We start from the raw sequence: 18,327 nt of genomic DNA, 5'->3' as shown, positions 1-18,327 counted from the left end.
GATCATAGTCCGGTAAGGTTCTGGAGCTGCAGGATCGGCAGCAGGATCGCAAGAATGATGAGCGCGACGACGACCCCCATGACGACAATGATCGCAGGTTCCAGCAGCGCCATGGCGGTTGCCGTAAAACTTTCGAACTCCCGTTCGAGGTAATCGGCGGCACGCTCGAGCATCAGCGCGAGTTGTCCGGCAGACTCTCCGCTCGCTGCAAGATATACCATCAAGGGGGGAAAGGTCCCTGCCTCGCGCAAGGCTGTCGAAAGGGCCCCGCCGGCCCGCACTTTTTCGGTAATGATCCCGAGTGCATTTCGCTGAACCGTGTTGGAAGCCGTGCGTGTTGCCAATCGCAAACCGTCGACCAGCGGCAGGCGCGCCTCGATCATCGTGGCGAGTGTTCGCGCAAGTCCGGCCGCGTGCACGTCGCGGACCAGGCGGCCGACGAAGGGCAAGCCCAGCACGGCGGCATCGACCCGAAGCCGGAAGCCTGGCTGCTGCAAGCCCCGCAGAAAGCCGGCGCCGCCCAAGGCCAAAGCGAGCAGCATGGCCCACCACCAGTTGGCCATCGCTTGCGAAAGGGCGATGACGGTTCGCGTCAGCAAAGGCAGCTGCCGGCTGGCGTTGTCGAACTGCTCGACCACCCGCGGCACGACAGAGATCATCAGGCCGGAAACCACCGCGATAGCGACGAGAGAAAGCACCACTGGATAGGCAAGTGCGGCCACGATCTTCGCACGTACCGTTGCCTGCCGCTCCAGCATATCTGCCAGCCGCATCGCGATCGATGGCAGACTGCCCGAGCTTTCTCCCGCTGCGATCATCGCGCGATAGACCGGGGGGAAACTCGGCTCCTCGCGCCGCATCGCTTCGGCCAAAGGCAAGCCTTCGACGATGCCGGCATGGACGTTGCCGAGTATGAAGCGAGCTTTCTCCTTCTCGGTCTGCCGCGCAATGGTCCTCAGCGATTCCTCGAGTGGAGCCACCAGCATCAGCGAAGCAAATTGGCGCGTAAATAAAGCCAGCTGCTTCGCAGAGAGGCGACGCGCCAACCAGCGAGAACCGTCCGTGCGCGATGAGGCGTCGTGGACGTAGGTTGCCGTATCGGCACTGACGGAAAGGACATGCCATTGCCGTTGGCCCAGCTTGGCAATGGCGCCGGGCTCGTCCTGGGCGTCGACCGCTCCGCGGCGCTCCTGTCCTTTCACATCGATGGCGTGATAGGCAAAGCGCGCCATCACCCCTCCTGCCGCAGGATACGGGCAGCTTCGGCCGGGCTGGTCAGCCCTTCTTTGACGAGCCGCCGGGCCGACTTGGCGAGCTTTGGCGCGTCCGCGAAAACGTGACGCGAGATGGCTTGCTCGCTTTCTCCCGCCAGGATCATGCGGCGCAGTTGGTCGTCAACCCGCAGAGCTTCGAACACGCCGATTCGCCCGGAAAATCCGGTGTTGTCGCAGGCGTCGCAGCCGACGGCATCGCGTACCAGGCGGCCTTCCTTCAGCCCCAGCAAGTTTGCAAGACTTGGATCGAGTGGACGCTCGCAGCTGCAATGATGACAGAGCCTGCGCACAAGTCTTTGCGCCAAGACGGCGCGAAGTGTCGATGCGAGCAGAAACGCTTCAACCCCCATGTCCCGCATCCGGGTGACCGCGCCCACCGCATCGTTGGTATGAACGGTCGACAGCACCAGATGGCCCGTGAGGGCTGCCTGAACTGCAATTTCCGCCGTTTCGCGATCGCGGATTTCCCCGACCATGACCACATCAGGATCCTGTCGCAGTATTGCGCGCAAACCTGCTGCGAACGTCAGGCCGACTTTTCCGTTCACTTGCGTTTGCCCAACGCCATCGACGGCATATTCGACCGGGTCTTCCACCGTAAGGATGTTGCGCGCACCATCGTTCAGCAGACGCAGGGCGGCATAAAGGGTGGTTGTCTTGCCCGACCCGGTCGGGCCGGTGACGAGAATGACGCCATTGGGCTCGGCAAGAGCGCGGGTCAGGACGTCGCGACTGTGCCCATCGAGTCCGAGATGCGCGAGATCGAAACCTGCGTTTTCCTTGTCGAGAAGCCGTAGGACCACCCGTTCGCCAGCGCGGCTGGGCAACGTCGAAACGCGCACATCGATCAGCCGGCCACCGAGAGAGAGGGAAATGCGCCCGTCCTGCGGCACGCGTCGTTCAGCAATGTCGAGCCGGGCCATGACCTTGATACGGCTGACGAGAACCGGTGCGACATGTGCCGGCATGCGCAGCTTTTCAGCCAGAACACCGTCCATCCGCATGCGCACGACAAGCGCCTGTTCATAGGGTTCTACATGGATATCCGAGACCCCCTGCCTTAACGCTTCCGCGATGAGCCCGTTAATGAGGCGGATTGCGGGCGCATCATCGGCACTGTCGAGCAGATCCTCCGCACTGGGGAGGTCAAGAGCGGCGCTGTCCCGGCCGATGCCAAGATCGCCAGCCATTGCTGCCGCGGTTCCGTCTATGGCATAAACAGTTGCCAGCAACTTCTCGAATTCGGCCAAGGAAACCTGACGAACGGACAGCGGTCGCCCAAGAACCCGCCGAAGCTCGAGCAGAGGTAGCGGATTGGTGCCTTCGAGACGCACCACGTGGGCAAAAGCATCGTCGCCGCCTTCTACAAGCAACCCTCGATCCCGAGCGAAGGTGTAAGGCACCGACGATATGGCTGGAGACACGGCGATATCGAGCCCAGTGGCTAACGACAGGCCCGGCGCAATCTCGGTCAGATCGGCCATCTCCGACTCCATGGCGTCAGGGCTTGCCCGCACCGGGCGCAATGACAGCATCCCCCGGTGCAGATGTCGGGACGGCGGGCAGCGCAGCGCCCATATAGTCGACGATCAGTTCATCGATGTTGGGCTCGCGCTTGGGATCGAAGGTGCTTTGGGCATTGCGGATCACCCCGTACCGCCGGGCGGTGAGTGCCGCGCGGTCCGCACCATTGCGCATGATTGTTGGGCGGATGAAGACCATCAGGTTGGTCTTCACGTGGCTCTTGCCGCGTGACTTGAACAGTTCGCCCAGAAGAGGGACATCGCCCAGCAACGGAACCTTCTCGATCGTACGGCGCTCATTGTCGTCAAGCAGACCACCCAGCACGACGATCTCACGGTCGCCGACAGTCACTGTCGTCTTGATCTCGCGCTTGTTGATGATCAGTTCGCTGTTGGACGACGAGACCGGCCCCGCGATCGAACTTACCTGCTGGCGCAAGTCCAGCCGGATCTGGTTTCCCGCGTTGATCTGCGGGGTTACATCAAGTTCGATGCCCACGTTCTGGCGCTGGATGGTCCGGAAGGTATTGCTGTAGTTTGCGCTCGACAGCGCCTCTCCGGTGGCCACCGGGATCTCTTTGCCGAACAGGATCGAGGCAGGGACGTTGTTGTTGGTCGTTATGTGCGGCGTCGAGAGAATGTTCGAATTCGTGTCGGACTGAACTGCGTTGATCAGGGCACCCAGAACGCCATCCTTGCCAAGATCGGTCACGAACCCGCCGAAACCGCCTTGCGCGCCCAGGATCGCATTAGCTGCGTTCTGGCGAAGCAGATCACCGGTCGTCGAATTGGTCGTGGTGGTAACGGTGCTCCCATTGATCACCGTGGTGGTGGAATCCAGCTTGTCCGCGTAAAGTCCGCCGGCGATATCGATGATGTTCGGCGACACGTTCGAGTAGTTCGTGACCGCAAATGGCATGTTCTTGCCACCAAGCAGCATCTGAACGCCCAGTTGCCTTGCAACGTCGTTCGAAATCTCGACGATGATCGCCTCGACCAGCACCTGTTCCTGCGGCACGTCGAGCTGGCGGACCAGCTCGGTCAGTCGGCGTTGTTCATCCGCAGGCGCAGCGATGATCACGGCGTTCGCGCCGGGATACCGGGTGATCGTCGCGGTTCCACGGCCACCTTCGAGCTTGATCGGACCGGAACCCAGCCCGCCGGTCGTTCCACCGGTGGGGTTCACGCCTTGCGCGCCTGCAGCCTGTCCACCCGCGGGGGTTGTCGAACCTTGCGTTCCCCCCGTCGACGTGCTGGATCCGCCGACGCCGCCCAATGACACCGGTGCCTGCGAGCCCGATGCGACTTCACTACCGCCCGTGCCACCCACCAGGCGCTCCAGGACCGGAACGAGCACGGCCGCATCGGCATAGTCGAGCCACAGAACCTTGATTTCGCCGCCATGTGCGGCCCGGGCGTCAAGCTGCCGGGCCATCGCTTCAAGGCGACCAATGGTGGCCGCATCCCCGCGCAGAAGCAGTGCGTTGGAACTGTCGACAGCAACCACGCTCGCCAATGACCTGCCCCCTTCGCCCCCTGCCGGAACAAGCTGGGCCAGCGCGGTGGCAATTTCGCGAGCACCCGCGTGATCGAGCATTACCGTGCGTGTCGATGACTGATCGCGATCGATCGAACGGACAAGCGCGCGGATCCGCGCGATGTTATCGGCGTAATCGACCACCACCAGCGAGTTACCAGCCTTGTTGGCCGTGATCGAACCGTCCTTGCTGACGAGTGGTCGCAACGTCTCCACCGCCTGCGGTGCATCGATCGTCGACAGGCGGACAATCTCGGTCACCATCTGGTTCCGCGCGGCACCACGGCTGCCGATGCGCATCGGCTGGCTCGCCGCGCCCTCCACCGGCTGAATCCGGAAAGCGCCATTGCCGGTGGGCACTGCGACCAGGCTGTTGGCCCGCAGGGTCGAAAGGAAGACCTCGAAATACTCCGATCGCGATAGCGGCCGGTCGCTGACCACGCTGACCTTGCCCTGCACGCGCGCGTCCACGATGAAAGTACGACCGGTGACTTCGGCAGCATCTGCGATGAAGGCGCGAATGTCCGCCTCACGTACGTTGAGGGTGTATTGCGCGCACGCGACGCCCGGGACGAGCAAGGCGCTTGCCGAAAGGGCGATGAAGAAATGTCGCAGGTTCATTGTCCGAGCTTGATCGCAATGGGAAGCTGGCGGCCGCCGCGCTGAACGGTGATCGCCACTGTCGAACCGGGCTGCAGCGCGCCGACCAGCAGGGCAGTGTCTCCAGCCCCCCGGACAGGCTGACCGTTTACCGCCGTGACCAAATCGCCGGGTTGGAATCCTGCATTCCGGAACACATTGCCATCACCTTGTGGCATCACTTCAAGGCCCACGACGCGGCCACCGGCGGCGCGCGGACCGAAGCCGATCCCGCTACGCACGCTCTGCACCGTGATCGGAGCGCCGGCAGTATCCGCCTGCTGCATGCCCGTCGCCTTCACCGGATTGGCCGCAACCACTGCAGTCGCGGTGGGAGCAGATCCAGACTGGTCGAGATACAGCATTTCGCGTGCACCATTGTGGGTGAGGATTACGTGGTCGAAGGCCACCGCAACTAGCTTGATCCCAGGCTGCACTTCGGTTCCCACTTGGACCACCGTCTGCACACCGTCGCTGCCAGCGAGGATCGCGCTACCGCCTCCGCCCGGCATTGCGCGTGTCGCATAAAGCGTCAGAGCAAGGCTTGTCACCGCAGCAGTATCAGATCCGACCGCAGCGTTCGTGGTCCGATTGAATGGATCGACGGTTGCAAAAAGTGCGGCCCGTTCCGCCAGCGAAGGCATGCGTACCGCGGACGGACGCCATTGCCCGACTGGCGAAAGCGGAGTGATCAAGGTCCAGAACAGGATCGCGCCGAACAGCGCATTTAGTGAAACCAGCAACCACCACAGAAGATCGCGCAAGGCTGGCGGGCGAAGCCGCGCAACCTTTATCGTGCGTACAACGCGTACGATGCTTGCCGCCTGCGCCAAGCTGCCTGTTCCCCGCTCGTGGCGGCACACCTGCACCGCCCCTCCACACCTCAAGCCATAACGGGGCGGACCGGAATTACAAACGCTGGCTTATGCTTGCAGCCCTTCAGGAGCGCGAAACTGTGTCCGGCTCAAAACATTCGCCAAGCCGCTTCTCGAGCAGAGCCTGCGCATCTGCGGGACTGGCGCTGCTGACAATCTGCCGTGCCAACGCCTCGGTTGCGCTTTCGAAGCGAGCCGCGAACGAGGGCTGGGACGTTCGTGCCAGCCAGTTGCGTGCGCGGGAACGGAACAACGCTGCGTCTTCGCGATCGGCCGAACTCGCGTCTGCAGAGGTCTCGAGCATTGCAGCCAGAACCTCGTTGGAGGCAGCGCAGCGCAGGGCCTGCTCGTCGGAGGGCCGGGCCTCGGCGCGCTGCTTGGGCTGGGCGGGCGACGAAACGATGATCGTGGCGGCAAGGAGCGACGTGATGAGCATGACAAGACCTTGTGCGGGCGCACGCTGCGCGTCGAGGACGTTAACCAATCGAAAACCATGATGTTTCGTGCCGGCACAGACTTGTGTCGAGCCCGCGTACAGCACAGGGTTGCCCATGCTCTCTCGCCTTCCCGCACCGCTACACAGGCTGCTCCTGCGCATGGCACAGCCGCTGCGTCTGCGGATATGGGGGATGCTCAAGCTCAGAGTTCGCGGGGCCAGCGTGCTCGTGTTCGATTCGGCTGGCCGGGTACTCCTCGTCCGGCACAGCTACCATCGGCCCGACTGGTGGATGCTGCCGGGTGGAGGGATAGGGCGCGGTCAGGATCCTGAACAGGCCGCAAGGCGCGAGCTGCAGGAGGAAACCGGCTGCGTGCTCGAGAATGCCATATGGTTCGGCACGCACCCGAATCTGACAGCGCAGGGGTGGATCAATGTGACGGAGCTCGTCGCCGGGACCACAGCCGATGCCCCACAGATTGATGACAGAGAATTGAAGGAGGCGCGATTCTTTGCGCTCGATGCTCTGCCTGAACGCACTTGCGAAGGGCCACTCCACTATATCGGTATGTGGCAGGCTTGGCGTTCGGATCAGAACGGAAGCTCAGCCTGAGGCGAGCCCGGAACTGGCGCTGCTGCCGATAGGCCAACCTCATCCGCATCTTCCGCTCCCTCCAATGCGGAGAGTGTCAGCCCCATCAGCCGGATCGGCTGGGGCAGTGGCAACATCGAGTCCAATATGGCGCGAGCCATCTGCGCAAACTCAGCCTTTTCGGCCACTGCATGCGCGGCCGAACGTGCACGGGTCATCGATTGAAAGTCGACGAACTTGACCTTGAGCGTGACTGTCCGCCCCCGCGCCCCGCTGCGTTCGATGCGATCCCAGACGATATCGATGATTGTCTCGAGCGTTTCTCGGAGCACGGTCCCCGACGACAGATCGCGGTCGAACGTCCTTTCTCCGCCCACAGACTTGCGCGGACGGTCGGCGCGTACGGCGCGCAAGTCGATCCCTCGCGCCGCGCGATAGAGATAATCGGCAAAGCTGCCGAAATGACCGCGAAGCGTGGCTAAATCGAATGCCAGCAGGTCGGCACCGGTCTGGATCCCCAAACGCTCCATCTTTTCGGCTCCACGCGGGCCCACTCCGTGAAAGCGTTTGACAGGAAGCGCCGCAGCGAACGCAGCGCCCTCTCCCGGCCTGATGACGCATAGGCCGTCCGGCTTGTTCTGATCGCTGGCCAGTTTCGCCAGGAACTTGTTGTAGGAGACACCAGCGCTGGCAGTAAGACCGGTGTCCGTGCGGATACGCGCTCGAATGAGTTCGGCTATCCTCGTCGCCGACCCCACGCCCTTCAGATCTTCCGTCACGTCCAGATAGGCTTCGTCCAGCGAGAGCGGTTCGACGTGCGGCGTGTAATCGAGAAAAATCGAACGGATCTGCTGGCTGACGGCGCGGTAGACATCGAATCGCGGTTTGCAGAATATCAGGTCCGGACAAAGGCGAACTGCGCGAACCGAGGGCATGGCCGAGCGGACGCCGAACTTCCGCGCCTCATAGCTTGCGGCCGCAACCACTCCACGGCCAGACGATCCCCCCACCGCGACGGGCTTGCCTCTCAATGACGGATCATCGCGTTGCTCGACACTGGCGTAGAATGCATCCATGTCCACGTGGATGATCTTGCGCAGTCCGCTGGCCTCTGCCTCGCGCTGGGAATCACCGATATCGCCATCGCTAACTTCGGCCATGCGCTTACATACAGCAGGTCGCGATGCAGCATAAGGGCTTGGCTTGGCGAGAGTTCGCTGATTAAGGCCTGGCCAATGCTCATGCAGAATCACAATGGAGCCTCGGCAAGAAGCGCGATGGGCTATCGCGAATTCATCGCCATGATGGCCATGATGATGGCTCTGCAGGCGCTCGCCATCGATACGATGTTGCCTTCGCTTGGCCAGATTGCCGCCGATCTCCACGTAAGCGATCCAAATCGCCGGCAGTTGATTGTCGGCAGCTATCTTCTTTCGACGGGGATCGGGTCTCTTGTGCCCGGAGCACTGGCCGATCGATTCGGGCGCCGGGCGGTGGCGCTTGTCTGCCTGGCCATCTATGTCGTGCTCTCCGTGGCTTGCGCTCTGGTCACGGATTTTACAGCGCTATTGGTATTGCGCGTGCTTCACGGCTTTGCATGCGCCGGCCTGACCGTCGTTCCGAGTGCGATCATCCGCGACCGGCACGATGGAGATCGCATGGCGCGCATGCTGTCGACCGTCTCGATGGTCTTCATGATCGTGCCGATCCTTGCACCGTTGCTGGGTCAGACCATTCTGCTGTTTGCAGGTTGGCGCTTCATCTTTGCGACACTGGCAGTGCTGTCGAGCATTATGGGTGTGTGGGTGTGGCTGCGGCTTGAGGAAACGCTTCACAGCGAGTTCCGCCAACCGATCCAGCCCAGGACTATTGCTGCCAATATGAGCCGCGCTGCGACCACGCGGGCTTCAATCGGATACGTGCTCGGATCCAGCCTCGTGCTGGCTGGCATGTTCGGCTACGTCAATTCGGTCCAGCAACTCGTCGGCGAGCACTTCGGCGCGGGGGATATGATGCCAATCTGCTTCGGCATCACCGGCACTGCCCTGGCGTTTGCAAACTTCTCCAATTCGCGAATTGTCGAACGGTTTGGCGCACGGCGGGTCTCCCACACAGCGCTTCTGGCGTTCATCGTCACGGCCAGTCTGCAGGTCTGGCTGGCGCTTCAACCTGACGAAACTCTTTGGCAGTTCCTGCCCGTGATGGCTCTGAACGTCTGCCTGATGGGCTTCATCGGGGCAAACTTCAGTTCGATCGCCCTTCAGCCCTTCGCCGACATGGCTGGCGCGGCCAGCTCAGTTCAGGCCTTCCTGCGCATGGCGATCGCCTCATTCGTCGGCATGCTGGTCGGGCAAGCCTACGACGGAACCGCTGTGCCGCTGGCCCTGTCCCTGCTTGTGGGAGGCTCGTTGTCTTTGGTTCTGGTGCTGTGGAGCGAGCACGGGCGACTGTTCCGGCGCGTACTTCCACCCGGCTCTGCACGCGAGACGGTCATCGACTTCCATTGACCAAGCCGGGTCCGTTCAGGCCACCTCGCGCCGGGTAACCGCCAACGCTTCGGAAATCGTAGCCGGGCGACCGAAATGATACCCCTGCATCAGCCGAATGCCGAGCGCGCGAGCGGCAGCGACTTGCTCTTCGCTCTCTACGCTCTCGAGAATGCAGTCTATTCCCAGTTGCCAGGACAATGACACGATCATTCCGACAATGGCACACGCGCCAGGATCGGAAGGCAACGCCGCCGTGAGAGCACGGTCGAGCTTCACCATGTCGAGCGGAAGATCGCGCAGCTGCGAAAGGCTGGACCAACCGGCCCCAAAGTCATCCAGCGCGATGCGGAAGCCGAAATCGCGAAACGCACGCAACTGCAAGGCTGCACGCCGCGGATCCGCCAGAATCGCCCGCTCGGTAACCTCCAGCGTTACACTTTGCGGTGACGCACCCGCGTTCCTGACGATCGCGGCGATGTTCGCAGCAACGCCTTCGCGCACGACATCGCGCGGGGAAAGGTTGACCGATATGCCGACCCCCGTCTCCGCCGGGCGGCATTCCTCGAGAGCGCGCGCCAGCACAAGCCGGGTCAGCTCCCCGGTTCGCCGCGTCGCTTCGGCAATCGCCAGGAAAGTGGCGGGGCTTTGCCATGTCACACCATCTGGCGACCAACGCGCGAAAGCCTCAACCGCGACGATGCGTCCATCCGGCACGTCGAAGATCGGCTGGTAAAGCAACTTCAGCCGGTCCTCGAGCGCGCAGTCGTTGAACCTGCGCGTTGCATCGATCCTTGCCTGCAAGGCCGCTTCATCCTCAGGCCCGAACAGCATGACGGAACCGTCTCCACGATCCTTCGCCTTGTAGAGCGCGGCATCTGCCCGCTCTAGCGCACCGCTGACCCCTTCATGGCACAGACGATGAAGGCCAACCGATGCGCTAAGGCGAAGACTTGCGCCATTGTGCGGAATCTCGGTCCGTATCGTGCCTACGAGGTCGCAAGCTGCCTCTGCGACATCCGGCCCTTCGAGTCCGGAATCGAAGATCACGGCGAACTCGTCACCGCCTAGACGTCCATGAGCGAGGATGAACGGCAGTTCGCCGATACGCCGCGAAATTGTCTTCAACGCCTCGTCGCCAGCAGCGTGGCCGTACGTATCGTTGACGTGCTTGAAGCCATCGAGATCAATCAGGGCAAGCCAAGGCTTGGCCTCGCCGGGCTGTGAATGAGACGCTTCCCGGTCAAGTCGATCGAGAATGGCACGGCGATTGAGGCCGCCCGTCAGCGGATCGATTGTCGCCAGCATATGAGCCTCGCTCGCGAGCGCCGCCGTCTGACGTTCGCGGCGCATGAGTTGTTGGCGCGACAGTTCAAGCCGGACGAAATCACGATGATGGCCGTAGGTCACGGAAAGCAGGATGACCGTCACCATGACCTGCACCAACGAAACATAGACAGCGTTGGGGTGCCCGGCGAGCAGGAAGAACAGGCTGCTTGGCACAACGATCGAAAGTGCGATTCGCAGCGCGGTCTGCGGCGCATGGGCGAGGCCGAGGACACCCGATATGGTCGTGACCGCAAGCAGGTAGTGGATCAGGCTTCGGGCGTTGCTGTCTCCGTAGGGATAGAGCGAAAGCCCCCATCCTACAAACAGAAGACCAGCGAAGCCGCCGATCCGCCCCATGCGGGCCAAGTCGTGGCGGAGCTGCTCGATTGTGCGGCGGCCGACGCGGTTCGGCATCCAATAGATTGCCCGCGACGCGCCAAACACACCAAACGCTGGCCCGAACGCGGTCAGCACTAGCGGGGCACGATCGTAGAATCGCCAAGCTAGAAGCGCCAGATCGATAACCACCACCAAGTACAGCAGTGGTAACCGGCGAGACAGCGACAACGCGTAGGCACGCGTGAACGCGTCTCCCTGGTGCTGACGAAAAGAAATGCGCAGACGGTTCAGAAGACGGCGCAAATCAACGCGCCGAGCCGCAGCCATGGACTGCCTCCGGCTTGCCACCTTCTCCCTATACGCCTCGTCCATATGGCGTGATTAGGACCATCTAGGTTAACGGCAAGTCAAGAATTGTCTTCAATTTGTCGCAGGGATCGGGTGGATTAAGCGGCTGACAAAGCTTCGATAAGGGCTTTGACCTTCTTTTGCCGCCATTGTGGCAGGGGTGCGACAAGCCAGTACCCCTTGCGGCTGGCTTCCGAATGGCCTGTCGCAACGACCCGACCCGAGTCGATTGCTCCCTGGGCAAGTAGCAAAGGAACACGAGCGCGCCCAAGGCCCGCAGCGGCCGCGCTTATCGCGGTGCCGGCGTCACCGACCGAGAACTGGACATCACGCGCTTCGCCGTCCGGTGCGGGATCACCCGGCCAGCCGATCCACGGCGCGTCGGCTGAAGCGTCATGCGCGCTGACGACAACCGTGTCGGAGACTCCCAAGGGTATACCCTCGAGTTCCCCCGGCCCCTCTGCCCAGCGCACCGCCAGATCCAGATTGGCTTCCGTGAAATCGACGTCTCCATCCCCGCCGACGAGGAAGAAACGCAGTTGTGGGTGTTCGACACGGAACGCAGCGAGGCGCGGCGAAAGCCACGCTGCAAAGAAATCCCGTGGGCAAGCGATCGTGTAGACGTGGCTGGATTGCCCAGCCTGCATCGCCTGCACGCCCTCTTCGAAGCGCAGAAAGCCCTCCCTAATGGCGTCGAGGCCGGCTGCGGCTTCGTCGGTCAGCTCAAGCCCCTTGGATGTGCGCCGAAAAAGCACCACCCCAAGAAGGTCCTCCAAGGCTCGGATCTGCTGTCCTACGGCTGCGGGCGTCACGGCAAGCTCGTCCGCGGCGCGGGTGAACGACAGATGACGCGCTGCTGCATCGAGCACGCGAAGGCCATTGAGAGGCAGATGCGTCCGCTTCATGGCGCCTCCCTTCCGGTGCCGCGCCGTGCTTGTCAATCCGTCAGGCGCAGGTCCGTTGCAGCACGATCAACTGGCCGTAGCCGGAGCTGCCAGCGGAAAGAACGGAATGGCGACTTCCAGCAATGTCCCATCGGCACGCTGCATCGTGTAATGGCCCTGCATGCTGCCCTGCGGCGTGCCGAGCGGGCAACCGGACACATAGTCGTGCGATTGTCCCGGGCGAAGCAAGGGCTGCTCACCCACCACGCCGTCCCCATCGACGAAGTTGACGAGACCGCGCCCATCGGTGATGCGCCAATGCCGGGTCAACAGCTGGATCGGTTGGTCGCCATCATTCTCGATACGGATGTGGTAGACCCAGAACCACTTTCCCGCATCGACGCGCGACTGCTCGGGAAGGAAGTTTACCGCGACCCGCACGATTACCCCTTCCGTCACCGCGGCATGCTGGAAAAGCTGTTTCATGGCTACCAAACTACTCCACAAGGCCCCGCGTTCCAAAGACATAAATTGTCGGGCTTGCCACCGTTCCCGATCAAACGCACAGCGGTGCAATGAACCTTCGCGCCCTTGCGATCTTGTGTTCGGTGCGCGCGCATGGCGAGCATGGGGCAATTGTACGACTTCTTACCTCCGAGCAAGGCTTGCAGGCGGCATATATACCCGGCGCGAAGGGACGAGACCTGCGCCCGGTTCTGATCCCCGGAAATATCGTCGATGTCGAGATACGAACCAGAGCGGCCAGCCAACTTCCAACAGCGCGGCTCGAGCTTGTCACGAGCCGCGGCCCCTGGCTAGGCGAACCGCTGGCAAGCGGCGGGATCAGCTGGGCCACCGCCCTAACCGCTGCCGCCCTGCCCGAGGGGCACCCTTATGCTGCGTTGTATGAAGCGCTTGCCGCGTTGCTCGATGCGATTTGCCATGCTCCCTCGGCACGGGGCTGGGCCCGCGCTCTCGTTGGGTATGAAGCCCTGCTCCTGCGCGAGGTCGGGTACGGCCTTGCCGGCATGCCGCCGACAGAAGAATCGTGGTCTCAACTAATCGAGCGGCTTGATCGACAAGGCAGGGCGATCGGGAACCGGCTTCTTGCCGATCGAACCGGCGATGTTATGGGGCTGCGCACGATTCTGCTCGATCGCCTGAGGCGCATCGAGCGCTAGCGAGGGGTTTTTCCATGAAGGTTGCGGTTCTGCCAGGCGACGGCATCGGTCCCGAAGTCACGCGGGAAGCGGTTCGGGTGATCGAAGCGTTGGACCTTGGCATTTCGCTTCAGGAAGCTCCTGTCGGGGGCGCTGCCTACAAGGCGCATGGTCACCCGCTTCCTTCGGCCACGCTCGACATTGCACGGGATTCGGATGGCATCCTGTTCGGCGCCGTAGGGGATCCAGACTGTGACGCGCTTGAACGTCACTTGCGGCCGGAGCAGGCCATCCTGGGCCTGCGCAAGGAGCTGACCCTTTTCGCCAATCTGCGACCGGCAAAGGTGTTCAAGGGACTGGAAGACCACTCCGCGCTTCGGCCCGAAGTGGCCTCGGCAATCGACCTGCTGATCGTGCGCGAACTCAACGGCGACGTCTATTTTGGCGAGAAGGGCTTTCGCACCGCGCCGGACGGTTCGCGCGAAGGCTATGACATCATGTCCTACAGCGAAAGCGAAGTGCGCCGGATCGCCCACGTCGCCTTCCGCGCCGCACAGGGTCGAGGCAAGCGTCTCTGCTCGGTCGACAAGGCCAATGTCCTCGAGACGAGCCAGCTTTGGCGCGATGTCGTGATCGAAACGGCCGCGGACTATCCGGATGTGACGCTGACGCACATGTATGTCGACAACGCCGCGATGCAGCTGGTGCGCAATCCCGGACAGTTTGACGTGGTTGTGACCGGCAACCTCTTCGGCGATATTCTTTCGGACCAAGCAAGCATGTGCGTCGGTTCGATCGGCATGCTCGCCTCGGCATCCCTCGGCGAACGGCAGACGGCTCACGGAACTTTCGGCTTGTACGAGCCGATCCACGGATCTGCCCCGGACATCGCCGGCAAGGGCTTCGCCAACCCGATGGCTACCATACTCTCTGCGGCTATGTTGCTGCGCCATTCGCTCGGCAAGTCAGCGGAGGCAGACCGAATCGAGACTGCTGTCGGCAAGGCGCTCGAAGACGGCGTCCTGGGACGGGACCTCGGCGGTTCGGCCGGAACGACGGAAATTGGTGACGCGGTGCTCGAACGCCTGTAAGCGCGCGCGTCATGCTGCAACTCGCCGTCATTTTGCCGACCTACAACGAGCGCAAGAACATCGCGCTCATGGTCGAACGCCTCGATTCCGCGCTCGCCGGCATTGTCTGGGAAGCGATCTTCGTCGACGATCACAGCCCCGATGGCACCGCGGACGAGGCACGGCGCTTGTCGCTGACTGATCCCCGCATCCGCGTTATCGAGCGCATTGGTCGCCGTGGCCTCGCGTCTGCCGCCATCGAGGGCATGTGCGCGACGGCGGCGCCCGTGGTGGCGGTGATGGACGCCGACGGACAGCACGATCCCAAGCTGCTGCCCGAGATGCTTGCCGCCGTCACCGGCGGTGATTGGGACGTCGCCTATGCGAGCCGCTTTGCAGAGGGCGCCAGCACCGAAGCTTGGGGCCGCCCCGATCGGGTCAAGGCGTCGGGCATGGCCAATCGGCTTGCACGACGGGTCACCGGTGTCCAGCTGTCTGACCCGATGAGCGGCTTCTTCATGCTGCGCGCCGAGACGTTGCGCGCGGACGCACACCGCCTTTCGGGTGTGGGCTTCAAGATCCTTCTCGATATTCTCGCCACCGTCGATGCGCCGCTGCGCGTGAAGGAATTCCCGCTCAAATTCGCTGCACGAATGGAAGGCGAGTCTAAGCTCGATCGCACCGTCGTCTTCGAATTCCTGATCGGCCTTTACGACAAGTGGCTTGGCCGGATCATTCCCACCAGGTTTGCCCTCTTCGGAACGGTCGGCGCACTGGGCGTCGCCGTCCAGATGGGCATGCTCTACCTGCTCCTGCGCGTTCTGCTGGGCGAGAGGTTCGTTTATGGCCACTGGTCCGGCGAGACCACGTTCAACATCGCTAATACCCTTGCCGCCATCGTGGCGATGACCTTCAATTTCGTGCTCAACAACGAGCTGACCTATTCGGACAAGCGCTTGCGCGGCTTTGCTCCACTCATGCGCGGCTGGGCCAAGTTCGCCATGACGTGCTCGCTCGGGCTTCTGACGAATGTCGGATCCGCCGCAGCACTGAAGGCAATGGGTTTCCACGATTTCGTTGCCGTGATCATCGGAATCGTGCTCGGGTCGGTCTGGAACTTCGCACTTTCCAGCAAGTTCGTCTGGGGCAAGTACGGTTGATGATCTTCCCCTCCCGATGACCTATCGCCAGCTCTTCAACCAGGCGTAGTCGACATATGAGTTGGCGCGCGGAAGGGCTCCGGCGGACAGGATCGGGTAGAAGCCTATAAAAAGTGCGAACGCGAGGCCGGCCCCGAGGTAGGCCGGCCACCGTCGGCCCGCTTCCCACCACTCTGCCAGCACAATGGACAGCGCAGCGACCAGGAACACGCTGGCCAAGGCATAGTGATAATAGAATTGTACGGGCTTGCCGTTCAGCGCCCAGAACACCAACGCAAGTATGTATAGCAGGACGATGCCGCGCCGCAGGCGATCGCCGCGCATTCCATCCCAGGCGCAGAATGCCAGCGCTGGCAATCCGGCGAGCATCGTGAACGGATTACCCAGCATCAGCACGCCACGCTGCGCGCCGTCGACGTTTTCGTAAAGAAACCAGATCGGCCGAATATTGAACACCCATTGCCACCACCGGCTCATGTAGGTGTGCGGCTTCACCACGCTGTCCTGAAGCTGCAGCATATAACCCTGCCACGGGATCAGACCCCGCAGCGTCAGGGGCTGCACCTTGTAGAAGAACGCGGGCGCGAAGGTCGCCAGGTACACGACAGCAGGAAGCAGGCCGAGCCAAAGCCCCGCCTCAAGCAACGAAACGCCGAACACCGGTCCCGCCTTTGGGGCCGTCAGAAAATACCGGCGCTCAGATCCCTTCAGCGCCTGCCAGCGCTCCCAGGCGAACAGCAAGCCCGGCGCAACAAGCAAGGGCGCGCCGTTCCACTTGGCCCCGAGAGAAAGGCCAAGGAAAACGCCGCACAGGATCAGATGAAGCCGTCCATTCGTGCGCTGGTCATTTCGAAACGCGAGCGCCCACTGCCAGAATGCCAGCGCCATCATCGCCAGCATCGTCATGTCCAGCATCGCGATACGGCTGAGGATGAACCAGATGAAGTTTGTTGCCAGAAGGACCGCGAACAGAATTGTCGCACTGCGCGACCGGCTCGCCCACCACATCGCGCGCGTCGCCGCAAACAGGCCGATCGTGCCCAGCACCGCGTTCGGGAAGCGCCAGCCAAAGGCGTTGTCGCCAAATGCACGGATACCAAGGGAAATCATTTCCTTGGCCAGCAGCGGATGTTCCGGATTGTACCTGCGCGTCAGGTCGATCAGGCGTCGAGCCGCCGGAAGGTAGTGAATTTCATCGAACATCGTCTTGGACGGAATCGCGATGCGATGCAGCGCCAGCGCGAAAAAGGCCACGGTGATCGCCAGAAGCCACGGCAGGGGATCGCGCTGCTGCGCCGATTTGGGGGAAACCGTCATGTCGTTGGGCAGATAGGCGATGACCGTACCAGGGCGCAATCCCGCCCGCTTGGCGTCAGGTTCTCGCGCGCTTGCACGCGGGGTCGCGCGAAACTAAGGCACAGATCATGAAGCGCACCACAGGTCAGGACAGATCGATCACCGCCAGCTGGCGTCCCGCAACCCAGGCGATCCGCGCAGGAACGTGGCGTTCGGAGATGGGCGAAACGAGCGAGGCGCTGTTCCTGACGTCTGGCTACACATATGACGATGCCGCCACCGTCGCCGCGCGGTTTGCAGGTGAAGAGGACGGGATGACCTACTCCCGCCTGCAAAATCCGACCGTGCAAATGCTCGAAGAGCGGATCGCCATCCTCGAAGGGGCGGAAGCATGCCGTGCGCAGGCGAGCGGCATGGCCGCGATGACCACCGCGCTCCTCTGCCAGCTTTCCGCCGGTGACCATGTTGTGGCCGCCAAGGCTGCTTTCGGTTCGTGCCGGTGGCTCGTCGACAACCTGCTGCCCCGCTTCGGCATTTCGGGAACAACCATCCATGCGAGCGACAACGCTGCCTGGGAAGCTGCGATCAAGCCGAACACCAAGGTGTTCTTCTTTGAAAGCCCGGCCAACCCCACGATGGATGTGGTCGACCTCGAATTCGTCTGCGCGCTCGCCCGCAAGCACGGTATCATCACCGTGGTCGACAACGCCTTTGCCACCAGCGCGCTGCAACGCCCGCTCGACTTCGGCGCAGACGTCGTAGCCTACTCGGCGACCAAGATGATGGACGGCCAGGGCCGCGTTCTCGCCGGGGCGGTCTGCGGTTCGCAGGACTTCATCGACAACGTGCTGCTGCCGTTCCAGCGCAACACGGGCCCAAACTGCGCGCCGTTCAACGCTTGGGTCGTGCTCAAGGGGCTCGAAACACTGGATCTGCGCATCCACCGCCAGAGCGAGAATGCGCTGAAAGTGGCGACTTTCCTCGAGGCTCGCGTGCCGCGCGTCCTCTACCCCTTCCTCGAAAGCCATCCGCAGTTTGCACTGGCCAAGAAGCAGATGAAGGCTGGCGGCGGAATCCTGTCCATCGAACTCGACGGTGGTCGCAAGCAGGCTCACGCACTTCTCGATGCGTTGCAGCTCGTTGATATCTCGAACAATATCGGGGATTCGCGTTCGCTGATGTGCCATCCGGCCTCGAGCACGCACCATGGCGTGGGGGCCGAAACCCGTGCTGACATGGGCGTGGGCGAAGGCATGCTGCGGCTCAACGTCGGGCTTGAAGATCCCGAAGATGTCATCGCGGACCTGGACCAGGCGCTCGCTGCCGTTGGACTTTAACAATCTGGCAAATAAGTATTATTTAAAATATTGCATCGCCCC

General features: G+C 62.4%; 16 protein-coding genes. 6 read left to right on the top strand and 10 right to left on the bottom strand.

Annotated features, from left to right (window positions below; all coding sequences use genetic code 11):
* Nucleotides 1-2 precede the first annotated feature (2 nt).
* From gspF to HHL27_RS00325, 5 genes are all read right to left on the bottom strand, one after another.
* The gene (gspF, locus tag HHL27_RS00345; RefSeq protein ID WP_169491409.1) at nucleotides 3-1,232 is read right to left on the bottom strand and encodes a type II secretion system inner membrane protein GspF; all 1,230 of its coding nucleotides are present in this window, start codon (nucleotides 1,230-1,232) and stop codon (nucleotides 3-5) included.
* Nucleotides 1,232-2,758, bottom strand: coding sequence for a GspE/PulE family protein (locus HHL27_RS00340; protein WP_169491408.1), 1,527 nt, complete (start codon nucleotides 2,756-2,758; stop codon nucleotides 1,232-1,234). The genes gspF and HHL27_RS00340 overlap by 1 nt, the downstream gene beginning before the upstream one ends.
* Nucleotides 2,759-2,774: 16 nt before the next feature.
* Entirely contained in the window at nucleotides 2,775-4,955 is a 2,181-nt protein-coding gene (gspD, locus tag HHL27_RS00335) for a type II secretion system secretin GspD (protein ID WP_169491407.1), read from the bottom strand.
* Nucleotides 4,952-5,806, bottom strand: a complete 855-nt coding sequence (locus HHL27_RS00330; protein WP_169491406.1) for a type II secretion system protein N — start codon at nucleotides 5,804-5,806, stop codon at nucleotides 4,952-4,954. The genes gspD and HHL27_RS00330 overlap by 4 nt, the downstream gene beginning before the upstream one ends.
* Before the next feature lie 106 nt (nucleotides 5,807-5,912).
* Complete coding sequence (locus HHL27_RS00325; RefSeq protein WP_169491405.1) at nucleotides 5,913-6,401, bottom strand: hypothetical protein; 489 nt, start codon at nucleotides 6,399-6,401, stop codon at nucleotides 5,913-5,915.
* 43 nt (nucleotides 6,402-6,444) lie between these two features.
* Here HHL27_RS00325 and HHL27_RS00320 point away from each other — a divergent pair, with 43 nt between their 5' ends.
* Nucleotides 6,445-6,897, top strand: a complete 453-nt coding sequence (locus HHL27_RS00320) for an NUDIX domain-containing protein (RefSeq protein WP_169491404.1) — start codon at nucleotides 6,445-6,447, stop codon at nucleotides 6,895-6,897.
* Here the strand turns inward: HHL27_RS00320 and dinB are convergent.
* Nucleotides 6,876-8,036: a DNA polymerase IV gene (gene dinB / locus HHL27_RS00315; protein WP_169491403.1), complete on the bottom strand. Its 1,161-nt coding sequence runs from the start codon at nucleotides 8,034-8,036 to the stop codon at nucleotides 6,876-6,878. The genes HHL27_RS00320 and dinB overlap by 22 nt on opposite strands.
* Nucleotides 8,037-8,153: 117 nt before the next feature.
* Between dinB and HHL27_RS00310 the strand changes: the two genes are divergently transcribed.
* On the top strand, nucleotides 8,154-9,383 hold the full coding sequence (locus HHL27_RS00310) for a multidrug effflux MFS transporter (protein ID WP_240959211.1): 1,230 nt from the start codon (nucleotides 8,154-8,156) through the stop codon (nucleotides 9,381-9,383).
* Between the two features lie 15 nt (nucleotides 9,384-9,398).
* Here HHL27_RS00310 and HHL27_RS00305 read toward each other — a convergent pair whose 3' ends face one another.
* The 3 genes from HHL27_RS00305 to apaG all read right to left on the bottom strand — a co-directional run bounded on the left by HHL27_RS00305 (nucleotide 9,399) and on the right by apaG (nucleotide 12,748).
* Nucleotides 9,399-11,357, bottom strand: a complete 1,959-nt coding sequence (locus HHL27_RS00305) for a putative bifunctional diguanylate cyclase/phosphodiesterase (RefSeq protein ID WP_240959208.1) — start codon at nucleotides 11,355-11,357, stop codon at nucleotides 9,399-9,401.
* A gap of 119 nt (nucleotides 11,358-11,476) precedes the next feature.
* Nucleotides 11,477-12,283 (bottom strand): LysR family transcriptional regulator, encoded by an 807-nt coding sequence (locus HHL27_RS00300; protein ID WP_169491401.1) that lies wholly within the window; start codon nucleotides 12,281-12,283, stop codon nucleotides 11,477-11,479.
* 66 nt (nucleotides 12,284-12,349) lie between these two features.
* Nucleotides 12,350-12,748: a Co2+/Mg2+ efflux protein ApaG gene (gene apaG / locus HHL27_RS00295; RefSeq protein ID WP_169491400.1), complete on the bottom strand. Its 399-nt coding sequence runs from the start codon at nucleotides 12,746-12,748 to the stop codon at nucleotides 12,350-12,352.
* Nucleotides 12,749-12,837: 89 nt separating this feature from the next.
* Between apaG and HHL27_RS00290 the strand changes: the two genes are divergently transcribed.
* Genes HHL27_RS00290 through HHL27_RS00280 form a run of 3 tightly spaced genes read left to right on the top strand, consistent with a single transcriptional unit; the run spans nucleotide 12,838 to nucleotide 15,652 of the window.
* Nucleotides 12,838-13,443, top strand: coding sequence for a recombination protein O N-terminal domain-containing protein (locus HHL27_RS00290; protein WP_169491399.1), 606 nt, complete (start codon nucleotides 12,838-12,840; stop codon nucleotides 13,441-13,443).
* Between the two features lie 14 nt (nucleotides 13,444-13,457).
* A complete protein-coding gene (gene leuB / locus HHL27_RS00285) occupies nucleotides 13,458-14,513 on the top strand; it encodes a 3-isopropylmalate dehydrogenase (RefSeq protein WP_169491398.1) in 1,056 nt (351 codons plus the stop codon).
* A gap of 11 nt (nucleotides 14,514-14,524) precedes the next feature.
* Complete coding sequence (locus HHL27_RS00280) at nucleotides 14,525-15,652, top strand: glycosyltransferase (RefSeq protein WP_169491397.1); 1,128 nt, start codon at nucleotides 14,525-14,527, stop codon at nucleotides 15,650-15,652.
* A 21-nt stretch (nucleotides 15,653-15,673) separates the two neighbouring features.
* Here the strand turns inward: HHL27_RS00280 and HHL27_RS00275 are convergent, their stop codons facing one another.
* On the bottom strand, nucleotides 15,674-16,969 hold the full coding sequence (locus HHL27_RS00275; protein WP_169491396.1) for a phospholipid carrier-dependent glycosyltransferase: 1,296 nt from the start codon (nucleotides 16,967-16,969) through the stop codon (nucleotides 15,674-15,676).
* A 107-nt stretch (nucleotides 16,970-17,076) separates the two neighbouring features.
* On the opposite strand from HHL27_RS00275, the gene HHL27_RS00270 reads away from it, so the two are divergent.
* Nucleotides 17,077-18,285, top strand: coding sequence for a trans-sulfuration enzyme family protein (locus HHL27_RS00270; protein ID WP_169491395.1), 1,209 nt, complete (start codon nucleotides 17,077-17,079; stop codon nucleotides 18,283-18,285).
* The last annotated feature ends 42 nt before the right edge of the window (nucleotides 18,286-18,327 follow it).

Source organism: Novosphingobium olei (assembly GCF_012927405.1).
In the GTDB taxonomy this organism is placed as follows: Bacteria; Pseudomonadota; Alphaproteobacteria; order Sphingomonadales; family Sphingomonadaceae; genus Novosphingobium; species Novosphingobium olei.
Note: the sequence above shows the minus strand (reverse complement) of the source record. Positions and strands in the feature narration are given on the sequence as shown.